Annotated in this window: 10 protein-coding genes; all 10 read right to left on the bottom strand. The window is 36.2% G+C overall.

What is annotated here, in order from left to right; all coding sequences use genetic code 11:
• Positions 1-107 precede the first annotated feature (107 nt).
• The 10 genes from ACRD62_RS17995 to ACRD62_RS17950 all read right to left on the bottom strand — a co-directional run bounded on the left by ACRD62_RS17995 (position 108) and on the right by ACRD62_RS17950 (position 20,536).
• A complete protein-coding gene (locus ACRD62_RS17995; RefSeq protein ID WP_430821499.1) occupies positions 108-2,381 on the bottom strand; it encodes a glycoside hydrolase family 31 protein in 2,274 nt (757 codons plus the stop codon).
• Between the two features lie 330 nt (positions 2,382-2,711).
• The gene (locus tag ACRD62_RS17990; protein WP_430821498.1) at positions 2,712-3,713 is read right to left on the bottom strand and encodes a T9SS type A sorting domain-containing protein; all 1,002 of its coding nucleotides are present in this window, start codon (positions 3,711-3,713) and stop codon (positions 2,712-2,714) included.
• 197 nt (positions 3,714-3,910) lie between these two features.
• On the bottom strand, positions 3,911-6,394 hold the full coding sequence (locus tag ACRD62_RS17985) for a glycoside hydrolase family 31 protein (protein ID WP_430821497.1): 2,484 nt from the start codon (positions 6,392-6,394) through the stop codon (positions 3,911-3,913).
• 119 nt (positions 6,395-6,513) lie between these two features.
• Positions 6,514-7,506 carry a SusF/SusE family carbohydrate-binding protein gene (locus ACRD62_RS17980; protein WP_430821496.1) on the bottom strand — a complete coding sequence of 331 codons (993 nt, stop codon included), beginning with the start codon at positions 7,504-7,506 and terminating at the stop codon, positions 6,514-6,516.
• A 164-nt stretch (positions 7,507-7,670) separates the two neighbouring features.
• On the bottom strand, positions 7,671-9,446 hold the full coding sequence (locus tag ACRD62_RS17975; RefSeq protein ID WP_430821495.1) for an endo-dextranase: 1,776 nt from the start codon (positions 9,444-9,446) through the stop codon (positions 7,671-7,673).
• Positions 9,447-9,508: 62 nt separating this feature from the next.
• Positions 9,509-10,984, bottom strand: coding sequence for a SusE domain-containing protein (locus tag ACRD62_RS17970; protein WP_430821494.1), 1,476 nt, complete (start codon positions 10,982-10,984; stop codon positions 9,509-9,511).
• 80 nt (positions 10,985-11,064) lie between these two features.
• A complete protein-coding gene (locus tag ACRD62_RS17965) occupies positions 11,065-12,543 on the bottom strand; it encodes a RagB/SusD family nutrient uptake outer membrane protein (protein ID WP_430821493.1) in 1,479 nt (492 codons plus the stop codon).
• An 18-nt stretch (positions 12,544-12,561) separates the two neighbouring features.
• Positions 12,562-15,588, bottom strand: coding sequence for a SusC/RagA family TonB-linked outer membrane protein (locus ACRD62_RS17960; protein WP_430821492.1), 3,027 nt, complete (start codon positions 15,586-15,588; stop codon positions 12,562-12,564).
• A 226-nt stretch (positions 15,589-15,814) separates the two neighbouring features.
• Positions 15,815-17,461, bottom strand: a complete 1,647-nt coding sequence (susR, locus tag ACRD62_RS17955; protein WP_430821491.1) for a SusR family glycan utilization regulator — start codon at positions 17,459-17,461, stop codon at positions 15,815-15,817.
• A 321-nt stretch (positions 17,462-17,782) separates the two neighbouring features.
• On the bottom strand, positions 17,783-20,536 hold the full coding sequence (locus ACRD62_RS17950) for a substrate-binding domain-containing protein (protein ID WP_430821490.1): 2,754 nt from the start codon (positions 20,534-20,536) through the stop codon (positions 17,783-17,785).
• Positions 20,537-20,660: the final 124 nt, after the last annotated feature.

The following is a 20,660-nucleotide window of genomic DNA, read 5'->3' as shown; positions in this document are numbered from 1 at the left end:
TTTTATTTCATTTACCCCTTATTCTGGAGGGAAAATTACCATTTGCAACTTGGCTGCTAATTGCGCCAAGTTGCTCATGGATTGTTTTAAAATTCACTTCTGCTTAATTAGTTATTGGCCACAACAATGCTTAATGGCAATGAACTATATGACACATCATCAACATTTATAATAATTTTTCGATTATCCTGATCGTAGGTGTACGCTGCAGAATTACCATTTACCTTTACACTTGCGGGTTCATTCTTATCTAGCATTTCAAATTGGAACGAACGTGTATCAGGCATTCCAGTAAATGAACCGGTTCGTGCATTTACAGTATATGTACTAATGCCCTCTACTGTAGCTTGTGTTATAAGCGTATTGGTAAAGCTTCCTGTCTCATAGTTATTATTGTTATTCTCGTCTTCGTATAATGAACATTCGCCTGTTACCCCCGGGGCAAATTGTACAATAATTGTATCAGGCCTGTCATTTAAATGCCTTATTGCAGGATAAAGCGGTATAACCGCACCTTCACGATAATAATATGGAATCTGTTCCGCTGTAAATGCACGTGTAACAACTTGATTTCCTTCTAACAGCTCGCCTGTAGCTACTTCAAACCACTTCCCTTCAGGCAACCAGATGGTTTGATCAACTGTTGGCTCGCCATTATTTGATTTACAAATAGGAGCCGCAAGAATGTCATTGCCAAACATGTATTCCCCTTCAAAAGTATAGGCCTCTTCTGCTTCTGGATAGTCATAATACATAGGCCTGCAAAGTGAAACACCAGTATCATAGGCATATCGTGCATAGGTGTAGATATATGGTATTAAAGCATAACGAAGCTCAATGGCATCGCGCATTGCCAGGAAGTTATCATACATCCATATGCGTCGTTCAATATTATCGGCATTGGTCGAATGTGTTCGTAAAATTGGAGAAAACACCCCGTATTGAATCCATCGCAAGTATAGTTCAGGGTTATTATCATCAGGTTGCACATGCCCACCAATATCATGGCTCCAGTATCCATAACACACGTTACTGGCAGTAGAGGTGAAATAAGGTTGAAATGCTAAGGTTGGGAATGTACTATAGGCATCACCAGAAAAACCTATTTGATATCGATGGTTGCCTAATCCTCCCCAACGGTGAAATATCAATGGCCTATCATTTCCTTGAAATTTCATATCATTGAAGAAAACATGGTTCAACCAAAAGGTATTCCCAAGTTTAGGTTCATTGGGGGCAAGCATCCATTGTTGCCAGTCCAGCCACCAAAAGTCAACCCCCATGTTTTCATGCGGGCGCAAAATATTCTTAAAAAATGCTTTATAAAAGTCTTTATTCTCAATATTCCAAGGTATTGTTTCACTGGCAGAAACACCCAAATCACTCGCTAGCTGTGTAAAATTATCCTCATAAATACCAATCCCATCAGCAGGGTGAAGATTAAGTGTTGTTTTCAGGTTTTGGCTATGTATCCAATCAATGAAGCCCTGAGGATCGGGAAATAATTCATTATTCCAGGTCCAGCCGGTCCATTGAGTTTGATCGGTGCGGTTGTTGTAACCATCCATATGCCAATCCATATCAACGACCAGTACATCCATTGGGATATCATTGCTTTGAATATCACCTACAATGTCCCTAAAATCTTGCTCTGAATAACGCTGATATTTTGAATACCAATAACCAAAAACATATTGCGGAGGCAATGGTATTTTACCTGCTATAAGTGTAAAATCGTAAAGTGCCTTTTTATAATCATGCCCATAGCCCATAAAGTACATATCCATCGAATTAGGGTCAACTCGTTGAGCCACCCAATCGACAGTATCACTTCCATCAAACATTAGGCTAAAACTACCATCATTCCGTGCTTTTTGCTCATCAATTACGGCCCAGCCAGAGCGCGAAATAAGCCCATCCTCAAGCCTCTTACGACCATCACCTTTAACGCCATCTAAAGTACGGCAAGTCCCTTTCAGGTTGTATGGGTCCACTTTTGTAGGAAACCATGTTTCTGATGCCCCATCTACATCAAAGGTAATTTGCAAATTTGGAGCACAAGGATCATTCTCCATAGGGTCCGAACCTATATTATACCTGAGCTCCAGCTTATCTGTTAAAATATACAAGCACCCGTCTTCAGTCCTTGTACTATAATTAGGCACTGGTAAATTACGGTTTACGACGACAAACGATGCCCGGTCTTCAAATTCCAGAGAATCGCTTTGCTCAATACGTATCATTTCTGGTGTTAATACTGTAAACCGCATCGTACCAGAAGTAACAATAGCCTCTGAATTCGCTACTGGATTGTTCGTTTGTGCTATTACCGCATTTATAACTAAAACAAGGCAAAAAGCAGCTGTAAGTAGTTTTCTCATTTTTAAATATTTGTTGCCCTAAGCCCCATATTGGGGATTAGGAAGTAATTAAATTATCATCCCTATTTACAGTCATTATAAAACCTACAACGAACTGTTTCTTATTGTAATCTTGTTAATTTTTTCCCTCTATCATGGTAAAACACCATATTGAGATGTGCCCTTTGGGCTCATTTGCCCGGCAGGCAAATAGCTATAATATTCATGGGTAGTTGATAAATTTACGCGCAATATGCACCTGCGAATAAAACCTATATTACAGCCCCATTCACTCATCATGCAATTAGTAGAAATGCAAGGGAGCAATACCCTTGCATTGAGCTTCATTACTTACTTTAAAAATTTTGAAACCAACTGCAAACCATCGTTGCCAGTAACTTGAATAATATACAGCCCACTATTAAGCCCTGAAATATCAATTGAATTCCCACCAAGGCTACCACTGAATTCTTGGCTACCTGAAATATTGTAAATAGTATAAACACCACTGGTGATATTGGTTACTGAAACAGTACCTGCTTTTAAATCAACGGAGATGCCTCCTTTATCCATACCTGAGTTTTCTATGCCCGTAGCATTTGACTCCACTATTGAAACAGAAGGGGCTGATAAGTTAACTGTAATATCATAGTTGCCTGCAGTAACAGCATCCACCACCCATTTTAAGTCAGTTCCGCTTCCCGAAACCACTTCCTGGCAACTAGTAAGCGCCAGGCTTTGTCCTTGTGCCAATGGCATATACCATGCCCAGCCATCATTAAATGTTTTTACTGATGTTATTTTAAATTCGCCTGACAATAACTCGCCTGACCATGAGTATACCCCCTCGGATTCTTTTGACAACAAAGTGGCATTATTCAAATCCCATCCATTAGGTGTAGCATCGCCAACCATATAAAGTTGAGCATATGAAGAAAGTACTGTTAAACTGATAGATTCAGTACCAGAAGTTTGATCAACAGTGATGGTATAAATTCCATCAGCCTCAATTACCCATTTAGTGTCAGCAGCAGAACAGCCAGCCCCATCCCTGTAAGAAAGCGGCGCTGAAGTTGTTAAAGCGGTATTCTGTGTTTCATCAATGGGCATCAGCCAATTACCGGCGCAAAAGTCACCAGACGCCTCGGTATGAACCTTAAACTCCCCAGCTTTTAAAGGCCCTGAGTAGGTAAATAAATTACCGTTCGAATTGCTTTGTTCCATAGCATAACCACTAGCATCCCAACCAGCGGGTGTTGCAGATCCAACTAAATAAAGGTTGGTGTATTGCCCCATTAGGTTTAAAGAGCAAAGCATAAAACATGATAGCACTAGTGTAGATAGTTTTTTCATAATAATTAGTTTTTTTGAATTTGGTGCATAGCTAATCAACTTCTTAACTCCCCCTCCCCACTCCCTTTGTTTCCCTATAGGTAGCCTTGCGCAGGGGCTCCTTTTTAGAGAAATGAATTCAGGTACCCCTCAAAAGAGGCAAATAAGTGGAGGCAAAAAGCTTATGTGATATAGGACTAGTTCATTAAGTCTAAAATTTAGTTTTCAATTTGAATTTTATAGGTTTCCTGCCCTGCAGGAATAACTACTTTTAATACTTTAGCCGTTTCATCCCACTTGTAAAAAGGCTTTTTAATAGTATCAAAAAGGTTTTCAGGTATTTTGCCCGATTTTATTTTTTGCCCATCAAGGCTTATTATGGCAGGCTGACCCTCAAGAAAAAAGTTGTAGCAAATATTCCTTGGCCTCAACTCATAATCGCCACTCGCCTCTTCTTTATAGGATAATTCATAGGCACCACGTGTTGTTTTACAACTTATCTTGCGTTTGCCAAAAACATCTTTTTTATAATTATTGGTTTCGCCATCATCTTCATATACTTCAAAAGAGGCCTTTTTATTAATTCCCGCCGGCACCACATCAACCAACAAAGGATAGTTGGCTCTTTCATTTATATATTGCATCACCGGCATATGGGGAATGATAGACCCTTGTTTTACAAACACAGGGATGGTTGACAATTTAACAGGATATTCAATCCATTGTCCTCCTTCAAAAGGATCTTGCTTACTATTATAGTCAAACCACTTGCCTTTAGGCAGATAAACACGTTTAAAAGCAGCGCCTTCTTCAACAACAGGTGCCACAATCATCTCTTGCCCAAACATAAACTGGCTATTCAACTCATAAGCTTCTTTATCATCAGGATATTCTAATATTAACGCCCTTGTTATAGGCAACCCAGTGTCATAGGCTTCACGTGCATAGGTATAGATATATGGAAAGAGCTGGTACTTCATCTCAATAGCTTCCTTACAAAGGGCTTCCGCCTCTGTGCCAAATAACCATGGCTCCACGGCATTATTGCCCTCGTGATGAATTCGGCTAAGCGGATTAAATGCCCCAAACTGTATCCAGCGAACATATAACTCACTTAACTCATCGTAATCCTTGATATCGCCGCAATAACCTGAAATATCACAACTCCAGAAAGGTATCAAGCCCATACCTGCTGACATCATTAAAGGCATCTGGGCTTCTAATTGCTCCCAACCTTGTGTTACATCATTGCCATTACCTGAATCTCCAGACCAGCCAAAGGTGTAACGTTGCATACCAGCAAAAGCAGCCCTTGTCATCTGGAAAATACGTGTATTAGGGTTGTACTTTTCAAATTGTTCTGTTACTACTTTATCCCAGGTAAAACCATATACATTATGTATTTCAGCATGTCTTCCCCGATGGTGTTGCATAAATAAACGATCTATACTCTCCTCATTACTCCATGCCGGCTCTCCCATATCTGTCCAAAAACCACGTACTCCATCATCCAATACTTTTTGCTGGTAATTACCCCACCAATCGGCAACATCCGGATTAGTAAAATCTACAACGCCACAATTACCTCCCCAAGGCCATGGCATGTCATAAGTTTCTCCGGTTCTCGAATCAATGGTAAAATAACCCAAGGAATCTGCTTCACTCCATTGTGTCTTATTAGTTTGTGAAATCACAGGATCCTGAGAAACAATCACTTTAAAACCTTCAGATTCTAAATCAGACAGCATCTTTTGAGGATCATCATAATTACCATCACGCCATTCAAAATCCTGCAAATTATTGGTCCAACCAATATCCTGATAAATTATATCACAAGGTATTTGTCGATCTCTGTACCCTTTTGCAATTTCTCTTGTTAAAGATTCATTGGTTAGCATTCCACGACATTGAGCAAACCCTAATCCCCATGCAGGAGGCATAATAGGTTTACCTGTTAACTCAGTATATCTACTGATAATTTGTTTATATGTAGGTCCGAAAATAAAGTAATAGATCATCTCACCTCCCGGTGCAGAAAAAGAATAATAAGATTCAGATTCTGTTCCAAAATCATATTCAGTCTTAAATGTGTTATCAAAGTAAATACCATAGCCCTCACTACTCATAAAAAATGGAATACTTTTATAAAGAGGACCTTCATTAACCTGATAACAAGGCTTATCACTATTCCACATTTTAAACGAACTACCAATGCGGTTTATATTTCCATTTTGTTCACCCAAACCATAAATTCGTTCACCGGGCTTTAATGTTTTGTAACTACTCATCTTTACAGAATCTGATACAAATCCAAAATCTTGATAATCTTCCATTAATAATTTCTGCCACTTATCGTAAATTCGAATCTTAAATGGAGCTTTAGTGATACGAACAATCAGTTCACTGGTATATATCTCAAAGCTTCCGGATTGTTCTGTCAGGTTAAGATCCTCCTCTGCATTACCTTTTAAAATGACAGCAAATGATTCATTATTACGTTTAAATCCATCAGTATCATACCATATTTTGATAATACCCGAACTGATTTGTTCCAATTGAACATTTATGTTTTCACAATTAAAAACAACTCTATTTCCATTTAATTGATATCCTGAACAATTACCTGTGTTTATTTTATTCTGGCCCGTTATTGAAAACGGAATAATGATGATTCCTAAAACCCAGGAGATTATCTTTTTCATTTTAACCATTTCCTCTAAATCTACTTCTACGCCATTAAGATTTTAATCACACTTTTCCTTAATCTATCCATTAAATTATAAGATGACCAAAACCAGTTCTGATCATCTCTATTTATAAATTATTGAACTAAAATTTTAAAAACTTTTTTAAAATTATTATTAGACACTTGTACCAATTTAAGTCCAGGACCTCCTAATAATGAAGCATCCAAAACAATAGATTCAGTCATATCTGTTTGATAAATAATATGGCCTGTGATCGAATAAACAGAAACTGTGGCTATCTTTTGGATACCTAAATCTATGTTCAACTGACCAGAAAGTTCATTGAGAAATGCCTGAACTTGTGACAAATCAGAATTTGAAATCCCTGTAGCCGTAGATTCACTGATATTTATAGTTTCGGCCTGAAGGTCTACAGAAATATCATATTTACCTTCCGTAAGTGCATCTATAGTCCAACTATTATCTATACCCCCCCCAGATAAAACAACCTGGTAGTCAGACAAACTAAAATCCTGACCTGTTGCTAATGGCATAATCCAATCCCATCCATCATCAAAGGTTTTTGCTGTGGCTATTTTAAAATTACCTGCTACCAAATCCCCTGACCATGTGAAAAGTGCAGGATTTGAACCATCAACAGTCATTTCGCTTGCCATGTTCAAATCCCAACTTCCGGGAGTCGCATCCCCAACTAAATAGAGATTAGCATAATAGGTAAGCTCCTCAATTTGAATGGTCGAAGCATCTAAATCAATTGTAATTGAATAGCTTCCTGGTGTGGTTACACTCCATTTATTATCTGGTCCATCACATCCGGTCGTAATAATATAGGTCGTTCCGGTTAAATCTTGGTCTGCTACCGATGAGTTAATCCAATCACCATCACACCAATCGCCATTAAATGTATGAAACTTAAAATTACCAGCTTTTAATACTCCATTAAATGTGAAAACATTCTCATTTTTCTCAAGCGGAATTCCCACAGGATCATACCCTACAGAACAAGCATCTCCTACTATCGATACATAATCATATTGTGCAAATGCGCTCGAAATTGAAACTAATCCTAATATTAGGAAACTAATTATACGTACACTCTTTTTCATAATTGAAGATTTTAAAGCGATTTATAGTTAACATAATACACAACGTATAGAAACAATTATAGCTTTCAACACTATAATAAATGTTGGTTAACATGATTAATTATTTATAATGTTGGATATATCTGTTAGTGATTTTAATTTAGTACTCTATTCTTTTTCAATCATTAATACTCGATGACCACCATACTCCAGTATTTAAGTCTGGGTAAGGTAAAAGTCACAACTCCGTTTCCTTGATTGAAATTTAATTCCCATGAAGCTCCCCCAATTATATCAGGTGAAGCCACCCATATTTTCGAAACTGTATTTTCCACTGCTACCGAAACTTTTGCATCTGAAATAAGCCCAGGAACTGACTGACTACCTGTATCATCTCGCCATTCAGAAGAGTTAGCATCTTTAAAATTAATAAAATGAATTATCTGTGATCCTTCAAATTCTCTTCCTATTACACTAACGGTACCTGTAGTTCCAACAACCTTGCTAACCGGTAACTTTCCATCTATAGAAGTAACGTCAACTGTATTAAATTCACCACCATCCCGTAATACATTTTCATATCCTACGAGAAAATCATAGTACTCAACCATTGCTGATTTTAAGTCAGGCCTCATAGCCAGGTTGCTGTTTGGAAAATACTCCTTTCCTAACATATGTTCTCCCAATTCGAGATGAGCACCACCGTGAGCAAAAATTACTGCATTAGTCATTAACACTGCCGGAGTATTAAAATATCCTTTATTGTCAGCCAAATCATAATTCATATAAGCTGCCAATACAGTATTCTTTTTATAATTTGAATAAACATTGTTTTGCTTAATTATACCGGCCAAATCATTGTATGACTTATAACTCCATGTCCAAACTTCTGTATATAAAAAATCAGGGCTCGCCTGGGCAATATTCTGCTGCCCATACTGGCTCACGGCATTCATAACTACATCTTTTTCTGGTGCAGCTTGTTTCATGGCCTCGATAAAAGACTGATATGATTGGTTCAAGTATAACCTTGAGCCATCATATTTATAAGTATCTCCCCTGTCCCCAAGCTGATCCATATGATACCCATCAAAAGCAAGGTTCTGGTATACAACATCATTTTCAACAGCAATATATGCTTGCCATAAAGGATTAGAAGGATCCAAAAGATAAAGATTGCTTAGAAAAGGTGCTCCTAGAGGGTGAAAATCTCTGTTTGAATGGGTGTTGTCTTTATACACAAACCATTCTTTACCAACCCCATCTGCTTCTGCATCGTCCCATGCTCCAAAAATAAGATTGTAAAACATGGCTTTCATATTAGCTGCATGGGCAGCATCAATGTAACTCTCTACTGTTGATAAATAAACATCCTTATTAATAATATCTTTCCATTGAGAAGCAGGCTTTCCATTAACTATCGGCAATGGCTTGTGATGCTTATTATGCCAATCGTAAAACTGTAGACCGTTTATATGATGTCTCTGCAAGTTATCTATAACGCTTTGGATTTCTGCATCACTTTTAATGCCATAATCAGATAGAAAACCATAACGAGGAAACTTTGTCCAGTCAGAAGATACATCAATGCCTATAGTTGCAAGGATAGTTTCTTGATCACCCTCAAAACTAAACACTTCAGCAACATAACCTTTGAAGTCATTAGTTGGGGTACTCCATTCCCAATTGACACCAGAAATAGTTTCCTCCCTAATAACATCATTTAAATGTTTGTATCGCACCATAGCTCCTGCCGGCAAACTTGAACCTTCTATTGTAAAAAGAACTTTATCTCCAGGGGCATAGGCTGCCTTATCTGTTGAAATGAAAACATTACTATATGCTGGCATTTCAGGATTTGATGGTACCTCCGGGACATTACCACCTTGTACACTTTCATTGTCTTTACACCCCACCAATAACACTAAAGTTATTACCAATATATTTTTTAATCCCCTCATCTTCTTTTTTTATTAATTAGTGCTGTTGGAATGTTGATTCATTCCAACAGCATGGAATCAAATTACTGTTTTTGTAAATCTATAGTCAAATTCAGAATATCTACTGTGATAATATAATCACCAGCTTCAGTTGCAGAAATACTCCATTTTTCATCATCATCATCACCTCCATTATGTAGGTACATTTTTGATGCATCATTAGGATCCTTCATATACATGTCCTGACCCCAATCTGAATTTCGGTTAACCGGAAGCTTAAACTCACCCTCAACCAACGGCCCTGTATAAGTAAATATATTCCAGCTGGTAGCATCCTTAACTAACTCAACGGCCGAGCTTATATCCCATCCATTAGGTGTAGCTGAACCAACCATAAATAACCTAAATGGTTCAAAAGTGATTGTATTAGCATCAATATTAACGGTTATGGTGTACAAGCCTTGTGTTTCCTCTGTGATTGCCCATTGATTGTCATCGCCTGAACAACCAGCCTCTATTATAAAACCTGATTGCGTTAAATCAGTCTGATTAGCAACAGTAGCCCTTATCTCATCACCACCACACCAGCCACCAGAATAAGTAGCTATCTTCATGTTACCCGGCTCTAACACACCTTTATATGTAAATTCAAACAAGTTGTCAGGATTCTGTGTAAAAGGCAAATTACTTGGCATATCCCAACCATTTGTAGTGGCATCTCCTATTAAATACAACACATCATAAGCTGGTCCAACAAGCTGCTCTACAACAATAGACAAATCAAACAAATCAATAGAAATTTTATATTTTGCACTCTCATTGATTGAAAATTGATCATCTGGATCACTTTCACTTAATCTATAATAGAGTCCACCTGTAGCAGGATTCATGTTATATGAAGGTAATAGATCACCTTGAGAAGCAATAAACTTATAATTACCAGTAGAGAGTGCCCCTACATAGGTAAATACTGTTGGATCTTTACTATCCCTTTCCAAGGCAGTTGCATTACTGGCATCCCAACCTGCTGTAGTGGCATCACCAATAATATATAATGTTGGTGTTAAAGGCTCATACGTTGTAATACCCACCGATACCACATCAGAAGTATCAGGCAACACATTTTCATTATTCACCATTGCAATTATCCTGATTTCCAGGTTAATTTGTTGTCCGGCAGTTACACCCCAGGTATCAAGCATTAAGGCGTTTATGCCTTCAGCAGTCATAGCGGATGCATATGTACCAGGATTATAATTCACTACCTGTTTCTGCGAAAAATTATTGCCCTCAAGATCCATCTCGAACTGATATGCAATAGAAGCACCTGTTCCTTGATTCGTACCACTTGTCCAGGCAAACTCTAAAACGTCGTTATATGAATCTTTAGGTGATAATGCAACTTCATTGTTTGAAACTGATAACTCAATAGGTTCGCCCATTGTTACAGTAATTTCCTGGTTATCTTCACATGAAATTAACATTCCTGCCATAATGAACCCAAGCATTAGCCCAAGAGCGGGCAGTCTTTTTATTTTATTGAAATATTTTGTATTCATTTTTGTAGAATTTAGTTTAGGAAGCAAAACTGAACACATACCCAAATTTTGCTTCATCATAAATCAACTGTCGAAATGGATTAATACCCTGGATTATTTGGTAATAAATTAGGGTTACTATCTGTCTCTGAAAGCGGTATAGGCAATAGCAAGTGCTTGGTAGCAGCGTTCGTTTTACCTATAGAGTGAAGGAAATTAAGCCCCCACTGACCACCATCCACACGAATTAAATCAAACCAACGTTGCCCTTCAAAAGCCAACTCCATACGGCGCTCATGAAGAATTACCTCTCTCATCTCAACTTGACTAAGTCCCGAAATATTTCCTAATCCTGCCCTCGCCCTTACTCTGTTTAATGGCGTTTCGGCATCAGCAATCTTCCCAAGGTTGGTCAATGCCTCTGCTTTTATCAATAATACATCTGCATAGCGCAATACAGGAAAGTTCATAGGGCTATTGTCATAAGTTGCAGACACTTCTTTTGTAACTAAAAATTTACGAAGGTTATAACCCGTAGTAGAGTAGGCTGCATCATAATCCATGCCATCAAATTGTGGGCAACCATCATAAAAAACAGTCACATCTTTACGCTTGTCGCCATCTTCATAAGCATCAACAAACTCTTCTGTTGGCTGGTTCCAGCCCCAGCCTCCTGCAACCATATTGGAGTTACGTGGGCCTGTAAAGGTACTTAACCATGAAGCCTGGTTCTCATTCGCCCAGAAATCCTCTCCTCCATCGCCAACATATTGCACTTCAAAAAGTGATTCTATTGAGTTCTCGTTATTCACATCGAAATTATCGCCATATTCAGGATTCAAATCATAACCAAGGATAGCTACTTCATCAGCCATCTTCACTGCATTGTCCCACTCCTCTAATGTAAGATAAACTTTTGCCAACAAACCGGCGGCAGCTCCTTTTGTTGCGCGTCCCAGATCGGTAGAGCCGTATGATGACTTTGTCGGTAACAAATCCATAGCATCCTTAAGATCCTGGATAACTAAAGCATAAATATCACCTTTGGAATCCCTTGATGGACGTAAATCTCCTCCCGGTTCAACAGGTGTAGTAACCAATGGTACATCGCCAAAAAAACGTACGAGAAGAAAATAGTAGAATCCACGTAAGAAATGAGCTTCTCCCAAGATTCTTTTTTTCAAGTTTTCATCTATATCCATACCTGCCACATTTTCTAACACCAGGTTAGCTCTTAAAATACCAGGTGAAGGACCCCTGAAAAGATCTAGTACCCCAGGGTTGTCAGTTGCTGTTACAAAATTAGCTAAATCCTGAGTCTCTCTACCATCATCACCACCACCGGCACCTACAATACTATTGCCAGCCATAATATCGGTTGTCCACATTCGCATGTTGTACAACTTTGGCCATTGTAATGGCTGGTAGGCTCCATTAATAGCTAATATGGCGTCTGATTCTGTCTGATAAAAATTACTAGTATTTATGGTATCCATTGGCGCTCTATCTAGGAAATCTTCATTACATGAGCTGAATGCTATTGCCACCAGTGAATAAGCTATATATTTTAAAATCTTCATAATCTTATATTTTTTCAATTAGAAACTAATATTTGCACCTACACTCACCGTACGTGTTAAAGGATATGTACTATTATCTATACCGTTAATCCCTACTTCGGGATCAAAACCGCTGTAGCTGGTAAATGTTAAAAGATTGGTGCCGGAAACATAAAGCCTGGCTGATGACATACCTGCTTTTTCAATCCACTTTTTAGGAAAAGAATAACCTAGAACAACACTTTTAAGTCTGATATATGAACCATCTTCAATAAACCTGTCAGAAGGTCTGATATTTTTATTTGGATCGTTAAACACCGCTCGTGGTATTGAGTTGCTAGTTCCTTCCCCATTCCACCTTTTCAGGGTTTCTTTACTTTGATTATAAGCTACCGCCATGCCTTCATTTGTAATACGGTTAGCATTATAAATATCGTTACCATAAACCCCTTGTATAAAAACATTTAAATCAAATCCTTTATAACTTAACCTATTATTAATTGCAAAGATAAAATCAGGGTTAGGATCGCCAATAATAGTACGATCATCATCATTAATAACCCCATCGCTGTTAAGATCTTTAAAACGGATGTCTCCTGCAGAAGTTCTTGCATAAATATCATCTCCAGGAACCTGTATCGCATGATTATCTACATCTTGTTGCGTTTGAAAAACTCCATCTGTGACGAAACCATAAAATACATCCACCGGTTTTCCGACTTCCAGGCGTGCAATTTGCTGGTTAAAACCAACATCACCTCTAACCATTGGAATGGTATCATTTAAATCAATCACTTTGTTTCGGTTAAAAGAGATATTAAAATCGGTATCCCAATTAAATTCCCCTTTCATGTTGTGAGTAGTAACGCTAAGCTCAATACCTTTATTTTCTATCTCCCCTGCATTAATCATTGGCACATATACATCTGAATAACCTGAGACAATCGGCACATCCATAGGCACCAACATATCTTTTGTTTTTTTAAGGTAAGCATCAACAGTAATATCAACGATTTGCTGAAATGCGGTTACATCAATACCAAGGTTAACTTGTTGTTGCGACTCCCACTGTACATTAGGATTAGGCATACGGTTGGCAACAACAGCATTCACAAGGTTATTATTAAAATTATATTTAACAATGTCCAACTCTGAAGCATAAGCATAATTTCCAATTTCCTGGTTACCTGTGATACCAAACCCGGCCCTCAGTTTCAAGTTATCAATAGCTTCCATATTTTGCATAAAAGACTCTTCCGATACTCTCCATGCCAAAGATCCCGAGGGAAATAATCCCCATTTATTATTTTCGCCAAACCTAGATGAACCATCACGACGTATTGTTCCTGTTACTAAATACTTATCAGCAAAAGCATAGTTGATTCGCCCCATATAGGATAATAGTGCCCAATCATTGGCACCGCCTCCTAGTACTACTTGACTTAATCCATTACTCAGCTGTTGTGTAGCATCACTGGCAAACTCCTGAATAGAACCATTTATACTTTTGAATTTACTCTCCTGAGCACTGGTACCCACTAGGGCAGTAAACTTATGCAACTCATTAAATGTTTTGTCATAAGTTAAGGTATTGTCCCAGTTCCATGTGATAGCTTTATTCCATCCTTCACCAAGGTATGATTCCTCTTGTGGTGTGGGCTTCCAATCATATTTTGGAGACCATGTTCGGCCATGCCAAAAGTTAGCTTTTAAACCTGCAGAAGTTTTAAATTTTAATCCCTTAATAATTTCAACTTCTCCAAAAACTGAACCTAATAGGTTATAACCAAGCGTCCTGTTGTCAATTACTCTTGCTCGTCCAATAGGGTTGCCAATATCCCCATTCCAATCAGGCCTTCCTTCTGGTCCCGAATAGGTACCGTCTGTATTGTAAATAGCCTGGGTAGGTAATGCTCTTAAAGTATTAATAATGCTATAATCACCATTATACTTATCATCATGATTCAAAGAAAGCATGTTGCCAAACTTTACTTTTGTATTTACTTGCGTTTCTGAATTGAATTTTACTGTATATCTTTTAAAGCCTGTATTTTCAACTATCCCTTCCTGGTTAAAATAATTTCCAGAAACATAGTAAGTGTTCTTATCATTTCCTCCTGAATATGACAACGAATAATTTTGTACTGGAGCAACTGAGAACAACTCACCCACCCAATCAGTTCCTTTTCCTAAACTTGAAGGATCAGCAAAAGCTGGATTTAAATCCTTCCCAGCAGCCAGCATCATCTCATTATGCAACTCTGCAAACTCCGAAGCATTTAACACTTCAACCATATTTGTAGCTTGCTGAACTCCATAATAACAGTTGAAATTAATAACGCCTTCTCCTTTTTTACCCTTTTTTGTAGTAATAATTACAACCCCGTTAGCACCTCTTGACCCATATATTGCAGTTGCAGACGCATCTTTTAAGATTTGAATACCCTCTACATCATCCATATTTAATTGGTTTAACCCTCCATCAGTAGGTACACCATCAATTACATACAACGGGTTATTGTTATTAATGGTTCCAGTACCCCTGATCCGGAATGTTGGATCACTGCCTGGAGTTCCTGAACCAACCACTTGCACTCCAGAAGCTTTACCCTGCATCGCATTTCCTACACTTGGAGTAGGTAACGATTTAAAATCATCAGTATTTATTGACACTACAGACCCCGTTAAATCCTTCTTCTTAACCGCTCCATAGCCGATAGCAACCACCTCTTCAAGTCCAATTACATCTTCTTTTAGAGTAATATTAAAAAAAATTTCTGCTCCTACGGGTACTTCCTGCGAAGCCATACCAATAAAAGAAACTGTTATAACAGCATCTTCGGATACATTTAATGAAAATTTACCGTCTATATCCGTAATAGTTCCATTTTGAGTACCATTCTCCAAGATGGATGCACCAATAATACTCTCCCCCTTATTATCAATAACTACTCCTGAAATAGTTTTTTGGTTTTGAGCAGATAAGGTGAAACTCAAAGTCAAAGTCAATAAAAGTAGATATAATCTACCTACATAAACCCATTTCCTTTTTTGATCTCTTTTCATCGTTAACTGATTAGAATTTTCATAATTTTTTACTTCTGGTTAAACATGTTTGGCTTATAGAACATACAAAGCCAAAAAGAGCATAACCCTCAGTACAAAAATATGATCAGGGAATAATTAACAAAAATTAACATTGATGAAATATAGCATCAAAAAGAATACATATAGTTTATTTACAATACATTACTCAACTTCAAAATGACTAAAAATATAGATGAAATAAATGTTAGCTTTTCTTAAAAGCACCTATTTTCATAACCATTGATTCAAATTTTTCACGAGGAACAGCTGCTTTATTACGTACCCTTGTACGATAACTGTAAATAGTATTTGCAGAATAATGAAGAAAATTAGCAATCTTGGAACTATCACTAATACCTAAACGTATCAATGCAAACATCCGTAGCTCAACATTAAGTAATTCATTAGGTTTTAATATAAACTTTTGGTCCTTTAATAGAAGAGAATTGAATTCTTCAACAAAGTTGGGATATAAGTGTAAGAATATGTTGTCAAAGTTTTCATACAGTTCCTTTATTTCATTATTAATCATATCGCGTGACTTTAACATTTTATACAATTCGTCAAGCTTTTTTTCTGCTGCCTTTTTATTCAGAGTGTTCTGATACTTTTCCAACTTGTCGATATAGGTGGAACATAAATCGAGAAAATGTCCAATATATGCCTCTTTTATTTGATTTGCTTCTACTAGCTGTTTATTTACATCATTCAGTTGATTATTACTCGACTGCAAGTCTTCATTAAGCCCATTTAATTTTACATTAGTTTGGTATAATTCCTTACGTATACTCGTGACTCGTTTCATTTGTCTATAAACATATACTATTGCTATTATGAGAAAAAAAGAGAGAATACTCACAAATATTAAAAAATACAAAAGCTCAGATTTCTTCTTTATTATAGTCTCCTGAAAAGCAGAGTCTATTATTGGCAATATTTGTGAAACTTCGTATGTTCTTAATCGTGCATTACAAAACATTGCATCTTCCATTGAAGATTTTATACAATAATAAGCACTTTCAACCTCACCGGCATTATACAAAACATAGGCGAGGGCCTGCATAGAAGCATTCTCCTTTATTACATTCTTGATATCACAAATTGCAGATATAGCATAGTTATGCTTTTGCAATTGTACATTCCCTTCTTTCATGTAAATATTTGCCAAAGCATATGATAATACCGCTTTTTCATGAGTATCAGACTTCGTTTGATCTATGAGTTGTTGCAATATTTGTTTGGATTCATCTAACCTGAATTCATCATACAATTTTTCGGCATATACTATTTTGTAATGATTAGATTGTTCGTCTAATATATTTAATAAGGAATCTCTATACTGCTGACTTTTTTCTAAATAAATGAGTGTATAAGGATTATTCCTGGAATAATAGTCATAAAATTGTTTATAGCATTCATAATATTTGACTTGTAACCAATCTGGGAGATACTTATTTTGTATAGAATTTAGTATTTCCAGAGCATCTATATACATTCCAGCTACTACATAATGAGAAACCAAATCAAGTTTTGATTCACTAATCCATATAGAGTCTTGCAGTTCTTTGGCAATTTCTAGATTTTGCTTCGTATAATAAATCGCAGAATCCGAAATATAGGTTTTATACTCATTATATAACTTATAATGTATTTCATAATATTGCCTTGGTGTGACATTAGGAACATTAAGCATTTGTTTTAAATCTGCCACCCTCTTATCTTTTTCTATCTGATAAGAATCTTTACTCTCGATGAGTTCTAAAAGTTTATAAAGAATAGTGTCTTTCGATGAGTTTGAAAATATATCTAATGTCGAAAATGACATTAAAATAACCAGAAGTATATATTTCATAAATATTCAACTTTAATTAACAAAAACAAGGCGTATTGTACCTTACTATAAAAGAATCAAGATTGTATAAAACTAAAGCATTCTATTCAAACAAATATCATATCTATCCAGTATTCGATATTATTTTATGATTTTTAAACGCATCCGGATATCAGTACTTCAAAACAAAACACTTAAAAATTTAAATTTTGGAGTGTTTCATTGGTTAACTGAAAGACATGGAAAATATTTGGCCACTATCAATAGTAAATTAATAAAGATACTTCATGTTTCTTTTAATCTTTTTTGTTTTCATATTATGTATAGGTAGAACTATTAACCCTATATTTTATTTCTAAATTCAGTTGGTGACATTTTAATTTGTTCCTTAAAACATTTGGTAAAATAAGACGGTGTTGAAAACCCAACCTGATAGGCAATTTCGGAAATAGTATTATCACTATTTCTTAATAATACTAAAGCTTGCTTAAGTCTTATTTGGGTAATAAATTCACTAATGGACAAACCAGTAATTTTCTTAATTTTTCGATATAAATGAACCCTAGATATGCCTAATTGGCTACTCAGATCTTCAACATTTATTTTTTCACTGTATTCATTTTCCAGTACCAAATCACTAATCCTTTGAAGCAATTTCTTATCCATTCGGCTCATTCCTCTCTCTTCCTTGGGATTTAGCAAGGTAGCTTGATATTTTTCTTGAATTTTTCGTTGAGCTTCAATTAGTTTTTTAACTCTTAATATTAGATGTTGTTTATTAAATGGCTTGGGAATGTAACTATCAGCACCTTCTTCCAATCCTTCTAACAAATGCTCAAGTGATGATTTGGCAGTAAGAAGTATAATAGGAATATGACAATATCTTAAATCCCCCTTTATTTTTTTGGTAAGTTCAAGTCCATCCATTTTGGGCATCATTACATCACTGATAATAATATCCGGACCTTCTTCTTCAATTAATTTTAAAGCTTCAACTCCATTCTCCGCTTCAAATATTGAATAATAGTTCAAATCAAAACAAGATTTGATGTAATTTCTTACATCCGGCTCGTCTTCCACTATTAGCAAAACTGATTTTTCCTCAATATTCAGCTCTACAGCTTTCTCTTTTTTATGGTTCTCATTTGCATCGGGTTCCTGGAACTCGGCGTAAATTGGCGCAATAGAATCCTGTATTTGCTTATTGGCGGAAATCATTTCATCCTCCTTTAAATGAAAATTTCCAAGTGGTAGCTTTATGAAGAATGATGTCCCAAAATTTAATTCACTTTCTACTGTAATTTCACCACTATGCAGTAGGATTAATTCCTTGGTTAATGACAAACCTATACCTGTACCATGGTATGAAGAGCTCTTATTTACCTGATAGAAGCGATCAAAAATTCTTTCAACTTCATTCTGAGGAATTCCTTCTCCTTCATCCTTTACCTCAATTATGACAAAATCTTTTTCTGTGCTCATATTAATATGAATGCTTTCTTCTTTCTGAGACGCTTTTATCGCATTTGAAAGAAGATTAAACATAACCTTATCCATCTTATCCCAATCGAACCATACTTTTATTTCCGGATTATCACAGGTAATTTCTAAACTAATTTGTTTGTGCTGCAAAACTTCTGAAAAGGATTCCTTAATACCGTTCATGAATACCAATATATCATACTGTCCTGCCATTAATTGCATTTTATTGGTTTCTATTTTCCTGAAATCCATTAACTGATTCACCAATCTTAAAAGTCGAACAGCATTCCGGTATATAATTGATAGTTCTTTATTTAATTCTGATTTTGAGTCTATTTTATTGATCAAATTCTCAAGAGGTCCAATGATCAGTGTTAGAGGAGTTCTGAATTCATGTGAGATATTGGTGTAAAAATGCATTCTGGACTGTGTCACATCCTCTAACTGTTCCGACATTCTTTTAAGTTCAACATTCTGTTTTGAGATAGCCTCTTTTTGTTTCTCTAACCTAAACTTGGCAATATTTGTGTTTTTAAATGCTATAAAAAGTAAAATAACCAATACAATAACCAGAATCAAAAAGAACAACAATACAAAAAGCAACAAGCGCTGAGTCTTATATCTTCCACCCAACAAATCCAACATATCTTTAGATCGGACTATGTCATTCTGAAGATTTTGAATTGTATTGTACTGTAGACGGGTAATTTTCACATTCTGAGCATTGATCAGAGTTGTCTGTAACAAATTAACTTTTTTAATCGGCTGATTAGTAATTATGCGGGATGCTAATACAATAGACTCTTTTCCTCCGGTAGGATATATAAGTGTTGCATCAATGATATTCTTCTCAACCAATTCTATTCCGCCCCCTACTTCTGGTGAACCATCAATACCTACAATAATAACATCTTTGTCAGGTAATACATTCCTGACTACTTCACTTGCTGCGGCAGCTAAAAAATCAGTGTGAGCATAAATGGCTCGAATGTTCGAATGACTTTGCAAAATTGATGGTAAACTATCTAATACCACCTTATTGTTCCAATTAGTATATATTTTATCAATAACCTTTATACCAGGATATCTTGAAATTACATTATCAAATCCAACCATCCTTTCAATTGCTGGTGAAGAATTCAACGAACCAAGTATTTCAATTATCTCACCTTGCCCTTTCAACTTATCTACCAAATAAGTACCTGCAGTATTTCCGATTAATACATTATCACCACCAACATAAGTCGTGTAATTGTCTGAATTAATCTTTCTGTCAATTAAAATTACAGGAAGTCCACTTTGATAAACTTCTTCTAACAAAGGTTCAATTGCATCAATTTCTATTGGAGCAACAATCAATAAATCAATACCCTCTGCTACTAATTCCCGTATTTGTTTAATTTGCAGATCAGCATCATCTTCTGCATTCTTAATGATCATCTTCATATCATTGTGAAACATCAGTTCACGATACATTTCACTTTCCATCTGGGCGCGCCAATCACCGGAAGAACATTGAGAAAAACCAATCAAATACTCCTGATTTGCAAATATTGACAAAGAGAACAATAAAGCAATCAAAAGAAAAAGACTTTTATACTTTAATGTATTCATAACAGGCAATTTAAACCATTAAATGATTGAAATACATTTTTACTAAGGGCATCATCAGGTCATTTTTATAAACTTCATCTAATATAAAAAAATGCAGCAAGAAACCCTTACTGCACTTTATGCA

Source organism: Carboxylicivirga caseinilyticus, assembly GCF_050589785.1.
GTDB lineage: Bacteria > Bacteroidota > Bacteroidia > Bacteroidales > Marinilabiliaceae > Carboxylicivirga > Carboxylicivirga caseinilyticus.
Note: the sequence above shows the minus strand (reverse complement) of the source record. Positions and strands in the feature narration are given on the sequence as shown.